This window comes from Clostridioides sp. ES-W-0018-02 (assembly GCF_020658175.1).
In the GTDB taxonomy this organism is placed as follows: Bacteria; Bacillota; Clostridia; order Peptostreptococcales; family Peptostreptococcaceae; genus Clostridioides.
Map to the genome: position 1 here is coordinate 132,224 of NZ_JACVVY010000006.1, position 14,748 is coordinate 146,971.

Here is a 14,748-nt window from a genome sequence, read left to right on the forward strand (position 1 = left end):
ATTTATATTGTTATCTAAATCTTAGTTATTATCTAAATTTTAGTTTTCGTCTTTTTCGTATATTTCTCTTCTCTTCTTACTCATTGGTAAAGATTGCTCATTATCTTCTAATACTATTTTTTCTCCTGTAGCTTTTTCTATAGCCTCTATGTTATTTAACTTAACATTTGGATTCCATTTTCTTTCAGGAGCTTTAACTTCTACACCTGCAATAGCATTTTTAAGCATAGCCATGATTCTTATAGCCTCTTCTGGAGCTAATGTATTGTTTGATAATATTTCATTTTCTATACCTTGCTTAGACTTGTTATTGTCTACCATGTGAGTCATGTATTTATTACCAACAACTAGAGCACCTTGAACTGCTGAATAAGTTACACCAACTACTGGTATACCTCTCATACCTATTTGCTCTATGTGAGATGCGAAATCTATATGGTTGTTTCCGAAACCTTCAGTAGTTACTACAGCTCCATCAACTTCCATAGCTTCAACTAACATACCTAATCTCTTAGATACATAGAATTTCTCAGCATTTACTTGTGGAGAACCAACAAATACAACACCTACTAAATCTATTTCTTCATCTTGCATAGCTCTTATTACTAATGGCTCTCTCCAGTAATGTCTTGACATTTCTTTTGATGCAGGTCCTATACAAGTTAATGCATGGATACCACCATCTAATACTTCAAGTGGAGATAATACAACTGGCATGTTTCCTAAGTCAACGTTTGGTTGAGCTCCTAATGTACCAACTGGTTCAACTGGTAATATTAAGTTATCATGCATTGCACCTTGTCCCATTATTTCTTTTATAACAACAACTTTCTTTTTACCTTCTCTTCTATATTGCTCGATTACTTCTTCGTCTACTACTAAAGAGTTGTCAACTTTCTTTAAAGCTTCTCTTATCTCTTGAGTTATATAATCAAAAGCACGGTGAGCAGCTAAAGGTCCTGGTCTTTCCATGTTAGTTCCAGCTTTTATTGTTACTTGACCTTTGATGAATATTTCACCTTTGTCAGCAGCACCTGGTCTACCCCACATTATAGTAGTGTTTAATTCACCTTCTGAAGAACCGAATTCACCTATTTGAACTCCATCTTCATCTGTACCAGTTAATACCATTATAGCTCCATCTATAACTCTTGTTATACCTGAACCTAATTCGCCTTCTTCTTTAGTAGCGATTGGTTGTATATCTAATACAGCCTCACTGTAAGTTTCATACTTATCAGGAGTTATTATTTCTAATTTAACATCAACAACTAATTCTTGAGTGTCATTAGCTTCCTTACATATTTCTGCTGCATTTCTGATGTATAAAGTAGTTCCTTCTATTTTAGTTTCATCAGCAAATTCAACTTTGTCTATTTTAAAGTGTTTTTTAGTTAAGCTTCTTAATAATTTCTTTTCTTCAGCTTTTGGAGCTACTTCTGCTACTGCACCTGCTACTGGAGCAGCAACGTTTGCTACTGGAGCAACAACTCCCGCTTGACCAGCTACTGATAAAGGTATTTCTAAGCTTATATCTTTACCTTCACCTATGTGTATTTTAACTGTTTCACCTAAAACTCCTGTGCTTACTGGCACTACTGCTTCTAAAGCTGCTGGAGCTTCTTCTACTACTGCTTCTTCTACTACTTCTTTAGCTTCTCCTGCTTTGTATCCTTCTACATTTTCTGTAGTCATTGGAGATAGAGCATCTAAAGTTTCTTTTAACTTAGCTCCTAGTACTTGACCTATAGTTAATCCATTTTCTGGTATTGTTAATAATCCAGAATCCTCTAAGTCTGCAAATATTGCTGGATCTTCTAAGTTTTCTGGTGCTATTATTGTTCCCGCTTCAAATCTACAACAACATACTGCTGGGTCATTTGCATGGGCTTGAGCTGTTTCTAAAGTTATTGACATAGTATAAAATACCTCCTTACATTATTTTCTTATTTATTATTTTAAATCTCGATTCCTCAACAGGTAACCCCTTAACTGAGGAATCAAGTAAATTAAAACCGGCTTTAATAGTTATATTTCAACTATTATTTTTGTGGTACTACTCCCATTTGAGCAGCTATTTTCAAAGGTATTTCTAAGTTTATATCTTTACCTTCTTTTATGTGTATTTTTATTACTTGACCTGTTGTAGCTTGAACTGTAGCACCTTGAGCTGGCGTTACTTGAACTACTGGAGCTTCTACTTCTTTAGCAGATTCTTCAGCATCTGTTTTTGCTACTTTATATCCTTCTACATTATCTGTAGTCATTGGAGATAATGCATCTAAAGTTTTTGTTAATTTAGCTCCTAATACTTGACCAACTGTTAAATGATTTTCTGGAATAACTAATAATCCTGAATCTTCTAAATCTCCAAATATTGCTGGGTCTTCTAAGTTTTCTGGTGCTATTATTGTTCCTTCTTCAAATCTACAGCAGCATACTGCTGGATCATTTGCATGGGCTTGAGCTGTTTCTAAAGTTATTGACATAATAAAATGCCTCCTTCATTTGATTTTTAATTTATATTGATGCCCTAACACTCTTAATAATTAACATATTTACTGTTCCCTACTAACAGCCCTAAGTGTTAAAACTTTTCAACTTACATAAATCGTCATAATTAATACTATTTTTTTCTCATTTGAAGTCACTTTATATATAAGCAATTCCTATGCCAACTTATTAACAAAAAGATATTTTCTATAATACAACCTTCCTCTATCGCTATTTTTAGCCAAATATTATATAACTATTTATTTACAACACCCTGTTTTTTATGTTTGGAAACATTTTCTCAAAACAAAAAAAGTGTCAATTAATCAACACTTTTTTATTTTTTTTAACACAGTCACATATATCATACTACTCCAAACATTGATTTTGCTTGGTTTCAAATTAAAGATTATTATTTTGTCAAAATTTAGTCATGTGTCATATTTTAGACACATCTATTTTATACTGATCTATCTTATAATATAACGTAGTTCTTGGTATGTTTAATATTTTAGCAGCTTTAGCTTTATTTCCATTAGACATTTTAAGTGCCTTTGTTATATTTTTTACTTCAATCTTTTGAGTAGCTTTCGTCAAATCTAGAGGATATTCTTCTTCCTCTGTATTGTTATTTCTAGAATCCATCATATAGCTTGGTACATCATCTACTTCTATTCTAGGATTTTGGGATAGGACAACAATATTTTCAATTGTGTTTTTTAATTCCCTTATATTCCCTTTCCATCTATAATTTTGAAATATATCAATTACATCTTTACTTATTGTAAGAACAGGCTTATTGTTTTGTTTGCATATTTCTTCCAAGAAACTATGCACTAATAATCCTATATCTTCTTTTCTCTCTCTAAGAGGTGGTATTTTTATTTCTACAACATTTAATCTATAATATAAATCTTCTCTAAATTTTTCTGCTTTTACCATTTTTTCTAAATCTTTATTAGTAGCTGATATTATTCTAGGATTTATTTTTATTGTAGTATCTCCACCAACTCGTCTTATTTCTTTTTCTTGCAATACTCTAAGCAATTTAGCTTGCATACTAAGAGGTAAATCTGCGATTTCATCCAAAAATACTGTTCCATCCTTCGCAAGTTCAAATATACCTATTCTACCTTTTTTACTTGCTCCAGTGAATGCACCTGATTCATAACCAAAAAATTCGCTCTCAAATAATTCATTTGGTATAGCACTACAGTTAACAGGTATAAATTGACCTTTTCTCTCACTATAATCATGAATAGCTCTAGCAAATACTTCTTTACCTGTACCACTTTCGCCCCAAATGAATATACTACTGTTGGTTCTAGCTACTTGTTTTGCAATCGCTTTCGATTTTTCCAATTTATAACTTTTACCTAAAATCTTGTCAAAGCTACCTTTAGATAAATTTTTTACTTCATCTTTTAAATATTTTAATGTATCATTTACTTTTTCAAGTTCAAGAGCTAATATCTTAGCTTCTGTAACGTCTACTTCAGTACATACAACACCAATGAATTCTTCTTTATAAAATATAGGATTTGCATGAACTAATGCATACATGTTTTCTTTTTTGTCAGTAAAATATAAATCACTCATACCGACTTTACTATTTAGTACTTTTTCTGAAATAGTATTTTCCAAAAACTCGTTCATCGGTCGACCCACTATGTCTTCAGACTTTATATCATACCTTTCTTCCATAAAATTATTCCATAAAATTACAACACCTTCATTATTTATAGCACAAATTCCTTCTTTAATCTGACCTATAATGTATTTTAAAGTTAATCCATAATCTTCTAAATGCATGTATAAATAATCTCTAATATGCTCTTGTTTCAAGACACCAATGATTTTATTATCTCTAAGCACAGGAAGAATACCTATATTTTTTAATATCATTATATCTCTACACTCATCTAAGGTTAAGCCTTCACTGACATATATAACATCTTTTTTCATTATAAGTTTTACTGGTTGGCCTTCATATTTTTTATGCATCTCATAAAGATTATGTATATCAGTCATAGATATAATTCCTTTTAATTCACTAGATGAATCTATTACCATTAGAGTTTTTGTATTACTTCTTATCATTTCTTTTATTGCACTTTCTATTTTTGTGTCTTCGTCTATAGTTGTAAATTTTGTATCCATTACTTCTTCTACTTTTTTTACTTCTGGTATCGAAAACATAAAGTCCCCCCTTTATAGTAGTACCTCATCAAAACTTATTTATATATATTTATTCTAGCATATTATAATAATAATTTATTGAATAATTAATATTAAAATTTCTTAAGAGATTAATATCTAAATTTGTATAATCACTAAAATTGACTTTTAATTCATACAAATAAAATCAAATGAATTATATACTTAGTACATTACTTTTTCAATACTATTTTCACCTTCAAACCATTTTTCTATTCATAAAACAGTTAGTGTACACTTTAAAATAAGTTATACTTACGCAAAAAAAATGTCTCAAAACGATTTTTAAATCAATTTGAGACAATGTATTTTTAAACTTAATAAGTAATAATCTAGATTAATTTTTTGCTCTTTTACAATGATACCCTAATCCACAAATTGCAATTATGCCAATAAATACATATGACATTATTTGAGTTTCGTCACCTGTTTTTGGTGATTTTACCACAGTATCATCTGTTGGTGGTACTGGTGGATTTATTACAGTATCATCTGTTGGTGGTACTGATGTATCTACCACTGTATCACCTGTTGGTGGTACTGGTGGATTTACCACAGTATCATCTGTTGGTGGTACTGGTGGGTTTATCACTGTATCATCTGCTGGTGGCACTGGTGGATTTATCACTGTATCATCTGTTGGTGGTGATGGCTTATGTCCATTTGAGTCTCCTCCTCCTGATGGTGGTACTGGTGGATTTACAGTATCATCTGTTGGTGGCACTGGTGGATTTACATCTGAACCTCCATCTGTTGGTAAACCTATATTAAAGTTAACTTCTTCACCATTCTTTTGTTCTATTGTATAACTCAATAAATTTTGCTTACTAGCTGGTAATAAAGATGAATGGTCTTTCTCTCCAAAATCAAAAACTGACTTATAATATTGAATAGCTTTAGGGAAAATATAATCATAAGATACTGCAGAGATATTAGCCTTTGAATCTGGCTTTTCAACACTTTTAAGTTTAAATTTATGTTGTGTTGAAACTTCTACTTCACCTGTACCTATTATATTGCCCTCTTCGTCATAGGCAGTTACTCCATTTGGCAATCTTAACTTAACTACACCACTATAACCCACTAAAGCTATAGCTTCTGTTTCATAAGTTCCATCTTCATTTTTATCAAATTTAATATCAGTTGAACCATTGCTTAGGCTAGGTTTTCCTGTATCATCTGGTTTTAGTTGTTTATGACCTGCATCTAACAATGCTTCTAAATAAGCTTTTATATTTATTGCTTGTTCTTTACCTTTTTGATATTCAGCTTTTTCTTCTTCAGTCTTTGCACTTTCTATAAGTATATCATAAAAGTTTATACTTCCTTGATATTGTTTAAGTTTTGCTTGTTCATCCACTTGTCCAAGCATAATCCATATTGCACTTTGAGTTGCTGAATAAACTGCACCTTCATTTTCTTCTCCACCTAAATTGAACTGTTGTTTATATCCAAATCCATCAAATTCAGAACCTGCATAGATTATAGATTTAATTGCATCTTCATTTTTATTTTCTTGACCATTAAAATCTTCTGCTGGTAAATATGGACTCTTACCATCACTGGTTGGAGCTTTTAGATGATTATTATAACAAAATGCAGTTTGTTCGCCATCTTCTCCATCTATTATATATTTGTTATCTTTAGTACTTGCGCCTATAAGACCCTCTACTATATAATCAAAAGTTAACGTCTTTGTAATATCATCAAATCTTATATCATAATAAGGTCTATTTGAACCATCTTCTTTTAGTAAACATGTATTTTTTACTTTTGCTTTTTTATCATACCATAGATGTAAATTTTGATCTTTTGAAGTAAGTACTTGTCTAATTTCTGATTGTTCATCTGTTTTTACAGATTCTTCATCTTCCCAGAAATTATATACAATTTTAGTTATCTGAGATAAAGTCATATCAAGAATTTTCTCAATATTTTGCTTTAAGTTCATTTCTTCTACTACTAGTTCTTCTTCTGGAGTTTGTCCCTCTGATGGTTGCTCTCCTTCTGGAGTTTGCCCCTCTGATGGTTGCTCTCCCTCTGGAGTTTGCCCCTCTGATGGTTGTTCTCCCTCTGGAGTTTGCCCCTCTGATGGTTGCTCTCCCTCTGGAGTTTGTCCCTCTGATGGTTGTTCCCCTTCTGGAGTTTGTCCCTCTGATGGTTGCTCTCCTTCTGGAGTTTGTCCCTCTGATGGTTGCTCTCCTTCTGGAGTTTGTCCCTCTGATGGTTGTTCTCCTTCTGGAGTTTGTCCCCCTGATGGTTGTTCTCCTTCTGGAGTTTGCCCCTCTGATGGTTGTTCTCCTTCTGGAGTTTGCCCCTCTGATGGCTTCTCACCATCAAGAACTACATCTTTGCCCTTCATTTCAGCAGCGTAAGATACTATTGGCGTAAATGTAGCAAATACCATACTAAAAGCTATGGCTAAACTAATTATGCTTGATTTTTTAATTTTTACTTTCAAAATTCTCCTGATACTAAAAATATATATTGTATCTATCTAATATAATTCAAAATATTATATTCTTGTATAGATTTGATTCCACAATACATCTTTAGCGTGTTCAATTAGGGTCGTTAATCCTAACCAGTTCTCTAATGAACTTCTTAATATTTCTATTAAGCACAGACTATATCATTACCTAATAATTAGGTACTCCCCATTTCCCCACACTTGTAGGTACGAGATTTCTCTCTAGTCGTTGAAGTTTCTTCTTTTCGAAGCTTACCTGCTGATTATCCATTTTTAAGGCACTTAGGATTTAACCTTATGCTATCTAACTAATTTTTTCTACTTTCGTAACCATCAAGTATCTATCAAATAGACACTCTATCACATCTATCCTTATTTCATGATTATGTTGTGGTTTAGTTAGCTTTAGGAACTTCCAGCAATTAAAGGAGTTTTGGGCAGATGTTCTGCCACTCTACACTCTTTATGAATGTAGGGAGCTATTTCAAAAATATATTTTATATTTATTTATATTTACTATGATTTATGTACTTTATTATATCTGTTTATATATTTTTGATAATTAAAAGTTACTCCTATTTATATTTATAGCAGGTTGCACTACTAACTCCATATATCCCTTAAGTGCCCAAATTTAAGATATACTTCAAAGTTTCTATAAATAGGTTTTTGTAATTTTTATTTTTTTAATATTTTGTTCAATGCTTTAACTCTTTAAGTGCACTTTTTATGAATGTATTAAAATACAAACTAATATTTCAAAATAATTTTTCTAATATAAGACAAAAATTCGTTTCTATACTAAAAAAGATACCATGGAGTATCTTTAAATAACACAAAAACTTTTACTCTATTGGATAGTTAACTAAATTTAATTTATATATGTCAACACAAATCACATACTTGAGCTTTACTATTTTTGTCTGATATAATTTTAATAGCTATTGTCATTATTATACAATATAGATTAATTTTTGTCTATTTTTTCCATTTCATTTATATATTTTATAAATTTAACTTATATATTACATAAAAAAACATCCTCAGAAGTAATTTTTAAGACTCACTTCTAAAGATGTTTTTATTATATGATTTTACATTAATTAATATATGATTTTACATTAATTAATTATTTTATTTTTAATCTTACGTCACCTTTTATTCTTCTTATTAATGGGTGATTAACTGTTCTCATTACATGGTCAGTTATATGATATACACCTAATTTTAATTTTGGTGCAGAACCCATTACTGTATTACTACAGTCAGTACAGTTACCTATTAATATAACTTCTGCTCCAGCTTTTTTAAATTCTATACATTTTTGAGCTTGTCCTGGACAGTGTCCTGGATTTTCACATTTTAATGCACCTTTTATTTCTTGAGCTTGTTTACATTTTTGAACTGATACTATATCAGTAACGCCCATTTTAGCTGCTATGTCTCTCATTCTTTCTTCGTTAGGTCCACATGCACAGACTAAAAGACCCATTTTTCTTTTTTCATTAACAAATGGCATAGTAACTATTATACCACCACTAGTTTTAGTTATTGGAGTATCTAAAGTAGTAGCTTTTCCTGTGAAAGGTCCTCCTAGGATTATTTCACCATATTCACCTTTTATTCCACCAGCTCTTTCAATTAATTCTCCAACAGTAGTTCCGATTGGCACATCTTCAAATACTATAGATTCTTTTCCACTGTTTAATTGACCAACTACAGTTATATTTTTAGATATAACTGGTCTTTTTTGCTCAACAGCTTCTACTATTCTAGTTAATGTTTCCACGTTTATTACTACTGCATTAGCTTCTGAAGGTAATTGAGTTGGCTCAAGTAATTTTCCTAGAACATCTCTTACTATAGCTCTTTCTTCTCCCATTGGGTACATATCAACTAGTTCAGCAACTTCTATATTATCTCCTGGTTTTATTACTTTTTTGAATGCTGCTATTGCTTCTGGATGTTTGCTTTTTATTGCTAGCATACCTTTTCCAGCATTAGTAACTTCCATAGCATATTTTATACCTTTGTAAACTATTTCTGGATTTTCTTCTATTTCTTTTATGTTATGAGCTAGTAAAGGTTCACATTCAGCTGCATTTGCTAATATTGTTCCACCTTTTAAATCTATGTTTAATTTTATATGAGTAGGGAATCCTGCTCCACCCATTCCTACAACTCCAGCTTCTTTAATTAAGTCAAGTATACTTTCTCCTTTTAATGGTTCAAAAGTATCATCTTGTGCTTCATCAGCTTCAATTACTATAGCTTGGTCATTTATTTCACTTATTTTTCCACTAACACTGGCATAAATATTTGCTCCTAATCCAGCTGGTTCTGCGATTAGAGTTCCTTTTTTTACTACATCTCCAACACTTACTACTGGCTTATCTGGACCACCAACGTGTTGTTTTAATAAAATAGAATATAGTTTGTTCAACTAGTACGCCCCCTTAAATATATTAATTTTTTTTATAAGCTGTTCAAATAATATTAATCTTGTTTTTCTATTACAAGACTTTAACATATTGTTTATTTCTATAGAACATATCGCTTATTATCAAAGCAATTTCTATGCCAACTTTTAAACAAAGTTATACCCTTTGAAAATACTATCTTACAGCGTTTATAATTCAATTTAATCATTTAAACCCAATAAAAAAAAGTCAATTATTAGACGTTTTTTTTACTGATTTAATCTATAATTATTGATATTACATACATACATAAAAAAGTGTCAAAAAACAGACACCGTCTTTTTATCGACACTTTTCTAACATATACTATATAATTTTCCACAACACTGCTAAAAATATACATTTATTAATTATTAATTTTTTAGTTTTTTAGTTTTTGTACTCCATTAGAATCAACTATGTAATTGTCTTTATATAATAAATCAGATATTTTTACTAAGCTATATCCATCTTTTTTAAGTCTATTTATTATGGTGTCCAAATAGTTATCTACATCATTTATATTAGCATGAAATAAAACTATTGAACCAGGCTGAGCTTCTTTTATTACTTTTTCAATTACATGATTTGGACCAAGCTCTTTCCAATCTATCGAATCTACATCCCACTTAATTACTTTATAACCTAAATCCCCACAAATGTCCATAGCTTTATTGTTTACGTCTCCAAAAGGTGGTCTAAATAGATTAGTCTTTTTACCTGTTATGCTAAATATTTTTTCCGATGTAGTTTCTATTTCTTCTTTTATATCCTCTTTTGATATCTCTTTTAAATTAGCATGTGTATTTGAATGATTTCCAATCTCATGTCCTTTTTCATCTATAGCTTTAACAATTTCTTTGTTATCATCCACCCAACTACCAACTAGAAAAAAAGTAGCTTTTATGTTATGTTTATCCAAAATTTTAAGAATATCATCCATGTTATCAGTTCCCCAAGCAACATCAAAACTCAGAGCTATCTTTTTCTCATTTGTATCAACTCTATATATAGGCATTTTTGAGTTATCAGATTTAGAGCACACATATTTTATTCCATAAACAAGAGCAAATATTAGTACCAATAATAATGAAAAAAATAAAACACTATATATTAAAGCTTTAGTTCTCTTAACTTCTCTTTTCATACTGTTCCCCCTTTTAAATAAATTCTTCTATATTTAAAATTTATTTTTTTTTAGCTCAAAAAAGTACTGTAATATTTAATTTATAGGACAACAAATAAAAAAATAAACTCTATATTAGGCCAATTAAATCCTTTAAAATACTACTTTTTTTAATTTTTTTATATTTTTTACATTTTTACCTTTATTTTTCTGTATATATTATTTTTATTTTGGAGAAATTAGTATTAACATCACATAAATAAAAGTGTTGTTAGACATCATAAACTAATTATTTAAGGAGGAAATTTACTATGTCAAATTCAAACAGAACAGTAGTGCCAGAAGCAAAAGCAGCTTTAAATCAAATGAAATTAGAAATAGCTAACGAAATAGGTTTATCTAACTATGAAAACATAGACAAAGGTAACTTAACAGCTAGAGAAAATGGATATGTTGGTGGATACATGACTAAGAAATTAGTTGAAATGGCTGAAAGACAAATGGCTGGAAAATAGATAGTAAATTTTGACACCTGGGTATCAACAGGGCTGCCGATTGGTAGCCCTGTTTTCTTGTCTTCATTTATAAAATTAATTTTATCTAATTTGTTAAAGATTAATGATACTATACAAATTATTCTTTTAATTTTGTATAAATTAGTTTAATATATTATATATAGAAATAGTTTGACGGAGGATGATATTTATGTTTGAAAACTCATCTGAAGAATTAGCTTATCACAAACTTTTAATTTTGTATATATTGGAAAAAATTAAAATGGATTTAACTAATTCTCAAATAACTCAAGTAGTATTAGAGACTGAAATGATGAATTACTTTTCATTACAACAGCTTTTATCTCAGCTTATGGAATCTAAGTTTTTGACTACATATAAAGACTCTGACAGAGAATATTATGCTCTTACTCAAAGAGGTGTAGAAAGTCTAGAATACTTTTTTAATCGAATACCTACTAGTGTTACTGAAAAAATAGACAAGTATATAGATTCTAATAAAGAAAATTTACTAGCAGATACTCAAGTAAAATCTAGCTTCGTAAAACAAAGTGATAATGAATTTATTGTCAATCTTAGAGTCATAGAAAATCAATCTAACTTAATAGATTTAAATCTAAATGTTTCATCAGAGAAACAAGCAAAACTTATTTGTAACAATTGGAAAAACAATGCATCTTATATGTATGCTGAAGTTATCGACTTACTTATAAGAGACATACATTAAGGCCTACAAACAAACTATAGTTGTAGGCTCTTTTCCTACCTTGATTACTTTTATTAATTTATTATTTGCAGTTTCATATACTTTAACTGAGTTTTCTTGAGTATCTGATACAAATAATAACTTTTCATCTTTAGATATTTCTAATCCCTGAGGAATTCCATCTATTTCAATATTTCCAATATATTTACTTGTTGTATAATCCAAAATTCTTACATTATTATAACCCAAGTCAGCAACATAAACTTTTTTCCCACTATAATTAAACCTTATTTCTACTGGCAATAAGAATTCATATAATACCTTTTTTATATCCATACTTACTTCATCAACTATTACAAGCTTTCCATCAAGTGTTGATATATACATTTCTTTCTTTTGTTTATCAAGTGCTATATGCCATGCTCTAAAGTCCATATTGATTTTCTTTTGTATACTTTTATTTATTGTGTCTATACATACTATCGAATTTATACATGGTACATATAACTTTTTACTCTCTCTGTCAAAATCAAATCCATGTGGCATATTATCAACACCAATGATTCCTATTGGATTTAATGTATTTTTATCCAACACATATATGCTATTTGAATCTTCATTTGCTACAAATAGCTCATTATCACTAAGCATAACTTGACTAAGACTTCCTCCTATAGAAACAGTATCAATTATTTTATCATTACTTAAGTCTAAAACATATAGTATTCCATTGCTCGAACTAGGTATGTATATCAAATTTTTTTCCTTTTCTATGCAAAAATGATGTGGATATATATTATCCTCTAATACTATTTCTTTTTCTAGTTCAAGTGTAGAATAATCAACTATACTAATGCTCTTTGATAGGTAGTTAGAAATATAGATTTTCACATAACCCCTCCTCTCTACAATACATATACTACAATAATATATTATTTTATTAGCTTGTATTATGCTTTATAGTTGCATTATTATACATATATTTGGTATTATTATTGATGTTGACACAATGAAATAATAATTAATGGAGGTCTTTTTTATGAAGGTTACTTTTAACCCAAGTGGTGTTTGTTGTAGAGAGATGTTTTTTGAAGTTGATGAAAATAATGTGATTGTTGATGCTGAGTTTATAGGCGGATGTAATGGAAATTTATTAGGGCTTAAGAGTTTAATAATTGGTCAAAATGCTCTTGAAATTGCTGATAAATTAAATGGTATTGATTGTGGAGGTAAGGGTACTTCTTGCCCAGACCAATTATCTAAAGCTATTCGTCAATCTATATAGATATTACTAATATATAGTGATACGCTAATCTAAAAACTGATTTCATTAAAAAAGGAGTTGTCTATTATTTTAGCCAACTCCTCTTTATATATCTTTTATTTATATCCATATATTTATATCCATATATTTATATCTATGTATTTATTTTATAAGATTATAATTTCTTTACCAAAGTTCTAACTGTGCCTATCATATATAAAGAACCTGCACTTATTATAATATCATCTTTGTTTGATGTTTCCAATGTATAATTAACTGCATCTTCTATTTCATGCTTTGATGTTACATCACTTACATATTTTAATATTTTTTCTTTTAATATATCTGAATTTATAGCTCTTGGATTATTAGGAGTTGTTGTCACTACTTTGCTAAATTTAGGCATTAGTATGTCCAAGACACCATCAATATCTTTATCTTCCAACATGCCTATTAATAAAGTTAGTTTTTTGTCTTTAAAATGTTTATCAAGTGCTTTTGCTAAAGATTTTGCTCCATCTTCGTTATGTGCTCCATCTATTATAAATATTGGACTTTCTTTTATCTTTTCTATTCTTCCTGGCCATTTAGTAGTTATAAGACCTTTTCTTATAGATTCTTCACTTATATTATCTAATTTTTTTATATCTTTTAGATATTTTAGTACACTCATTGCCAATATAGAATTATTTATTTGATGTTCACCTATCAACATTATTTCAAGATTCTTATAAGTTTCTCCCATTATATTACAGTCATATATTTGAGAGTTTATGTTTGATTTTTTTATATTTATATCATCAAAATTAACTTCTATGTATTTTGCATTTTTTTCTTTGCAAACTGACTTTATAACATCCTTTGCTTCATCAGTCTGGTCATATACAAGTACTATTCCATTTTCCTTTATTATACCAGCTTTTTCATATGCTATTTTTTCTATTGTATCTCCAAGTATTCCTGTATGGTCTAAACTTATAGATGTTATTACACTTACAAGTGATTTTGTTATTATATTTGTAGCATCATATCTTCCACCTAATCCAACTTCTAAAGCTACAAAATCTACTTTCTGCTCGGAATAGTAATAAAATGCCATTGCAGTAACCACTTCAAATTCAGTTGGATATGCATAACCTTGGCTTACCATGACTTCTATCTTTTCTTTTATTAAACCAATTATTCTAGCAACATCTTCTTGTGGTATATTCTCTCCATTTACTCTTATACGCTCAGTAAAAGTTTCTAGATATGGAGATGTGTATAAGCCGACCTTATATCCACTTTCTCTTAATATATTAGAAATAAAAGAACACACTGAACCTTTTCCATTAGTTCCAGCTACATGTATTATATTTAAAGTTTCTTGTGGATTTCCCAACAGTTCTAATAATTTTCCAATATTCTCTAACCCTAATCTTATACCAAACTTATTGGTTTGTGATATATATTCTAATGCTTCTTCATATTTCATTATCTAATTCCCCCTGTATTGGCA

General features: G+C 29.6%; 10 protein-coding genes, 1 pseudogene and 1 riboswitch. Of the genes and pseudogenes, 3 read left to right on the top strand and 8 right to left on the bottom strand.

Annotation, left to right across the window (positions count from 1 at the left end; all coding sequences use genetic code 11):
• Positions 1–39: 39 nt before the first annotated feature.
• The 6 genes and pseudogenes from prdA to IC219_RS14820 form a co-directional block, all read right to left on the bottom strand.
• Positions 40–1,917, bottom strand: coding sequence for a D-proline reductase (dithiol) proprotein PrdA (gene prdA / locus IC219_RS14795; RefSeq protein ID WP_227481872.1), 1,878 nt, complete (start codon positions 1,915–1,917; stop codon positions 40–42).
• A gap of 310 nt (positions 1,918–2,227) precedes the next feature.
• Positions 2,228–2,489 (bottom strand): annotated as a pseudogene (locus tag IC219_RS22060) (D-proline reductase (dithiol) proprotein PrdA); the annotation flags it as partial.
• A gap of 442 nt (positions 2,490–2,931) precedes the next feature.
• Positions 2,932–4,692, bottom strand: coding sequence for a sigma-54 dependent transcriptional regulator PrdR (gene prdR / locus IC219_RS14805; RefSeq protein WP_227433706.1), 1,761 nt, complete (start codon positions 4,690–4,692; stop codon positions 2,932–2,934).
• Positions 4,693–5,047: 355 nt separating this feature from the next.
• Positions 5,048–7,171 (bottom strand): Cys-Gln thioester bond-forming surface protein, encoded by a 2,124-nt coding sequence (locus tag IC219_RS14810; protein ID WP_227853366.1) that lies wholly within the window; start codon positions 7,169–7,171, stop codon positions 5,048–5,050.
• 589 nt (positions 7,172–7,760) lie between these two features.
• Positions 7,761–7,846: riboswitch (cyclic di-GMP riboswitch) on the bottom strand.
• A 463-nt stretch (positions 7,847–8,309) separates the two neighbouring features.
• Entirely contained in the window at positions 8,310–9,623 is a 1,314-nt protein-coding gene (prdC, locus tag IC219_RS14815) for a proline reductase-associated electron transfer protein PrdC (protein WP_227433704.1), read from the bottom strand.
• A 398-nt stretch (positions 9,624–10,021) separates the two neighbouring features.
• Entirely contained in the window at positions 10,022–10,786 is a 765-nt protein-coding gene (locus tag IC219_RS14820) for a polysaccharide deacetylase family protein (RefSeq protein WP_227481869.1), read from the bottom strand.
• A 290-nt stretch (positions 10,787–11,076) separates the two neighbouring features.
• Here IC219_RS14820 and IC219_RS14825 point away from each other — a divergent pair, with 290 nt between their 5' ends.
• Together IC219_RS14825 and IC219_RS14830 are read left to right on the top strand one after the other, a co-directional pair.
• Positions 11,077–11,280, top strand: a complete 204-nt coding sequence (locus IC219_RS14825) for an alpha/beta-type small acid-soluble spore protein (RefSeq protein ID WP_003422115.1) — start codon at positions 11,077–11,079, stop codon at positions 11,278–11,280.
• 190 nt (positions 11,281–11,470) lie between these two features.
• Positions 11,471–12,007, top strand: coding sequence for a DUF4364 family protein (locus IC219_RS14830; protein WP_009891708.1), 537 nt, complete (start codon positions 11,471–11,473; stop codon positions 12,005–12,007).
• Between the two features lie 3 nt (positions 12,008–12,010).
• Here IC219_RS14830 and IC219_RS14835 read toward each other — a convergent pair whose 3' ends face one another.
• The gene (locus tag IC219_RS14835) at positions 12,011–12,877 is read right to left on the bottom strand and encodes a YncE family protein (RefSeq protein ID WP_227433702.1); all 867 of its coding nucleotides are present in this window, start codon (positions 12,875–12,877) and stop codon (positions 12,011–12,013) included.
• Between the two features lie 148 nt (positions 12,878–13,025).
• Here IC219_RS14835 and IC219_RS14840 point away from each other — a divergent pair, with 148 nt between their 5' ends.
• Positions 13,026–13,271 (top strand): TIGR03905 family TSCPD domain-containing protein, encoded by a 246-nt coding sequence (locus IC219_RS14840; protein WP_227433701.1) that lies wholly within the window; start codon positions 13,026–13,028, stop codon positions 13,269–13,271.
• Positions 13,272–13,425: 154 nt separating this feature from the next.
• Here IC219_RS14840 and IC219_RS14845 read toward each other — a convergent pair whose 3' ends face one another.
• On the bottom strand, positions 13,426–14,724 hold the full coding sequence (locus IC219_RS14845; RefSeq protein ID WP_227831781.1) for a bifunctional folylpolyglutamate synthase/dihydrofolate synthase: 1,299 nt from the start codon (positions 14,722–14,724) through the stop codon (positions 13,426–13,428).
• Between the last annotated feature and the right edge of the window lie 24 nt (positions 14,725–14,748).

Coding starts and splice junctions, on each gene's coding strand:
- IC219_RS14845 (WP_227831781.1), bottom strand. CDS start 14,724: ATGAAATATGAAGAAGCATTAGAATATATATCACAAACCAATAAGTTT.
- IC219_RS14830 (WP_009891708.1), top strand. CDS start 11,471: ATGTTTGAAAACTCATCTGAAGAATTAGCTTATCACAAACTTTTAATT.
- prdA (WP_227481872.1), bottom strand. CDS start 1,917: ATGTCAATAACTTTAGAAACAGCTCAAGCCCATGCAAATGACCCAGCA.
- IC219_RS14825 (WP_003422115.1), top strand. CDS start 11,077: ATGTCAAATTCAAACAGAACAGTAGTGCCAGAAGCAAAAGCAGCTTTA.
- IC219_RS14820 (WP_227481869.1), bottom strand. CDS start 10,786: ATGAAAAGAGAAGTTAAGAGAACTAAAGCTTTAATATATAGTGTTTTA.
- IC219_RS14840 (WP_227433701.1), top strand. CDS start 13,026: ATGAAGGTTACTTTTAACCCAAGTGGTGTTTGTTGTAGAGAGATGTTT.
- prdR (WP_227433706.1), bottom strand. CDS start 4,692: ATGTTTTCGATACCAGAAGTAAAAAAAGTAGAAGAAGTAATGGATACA.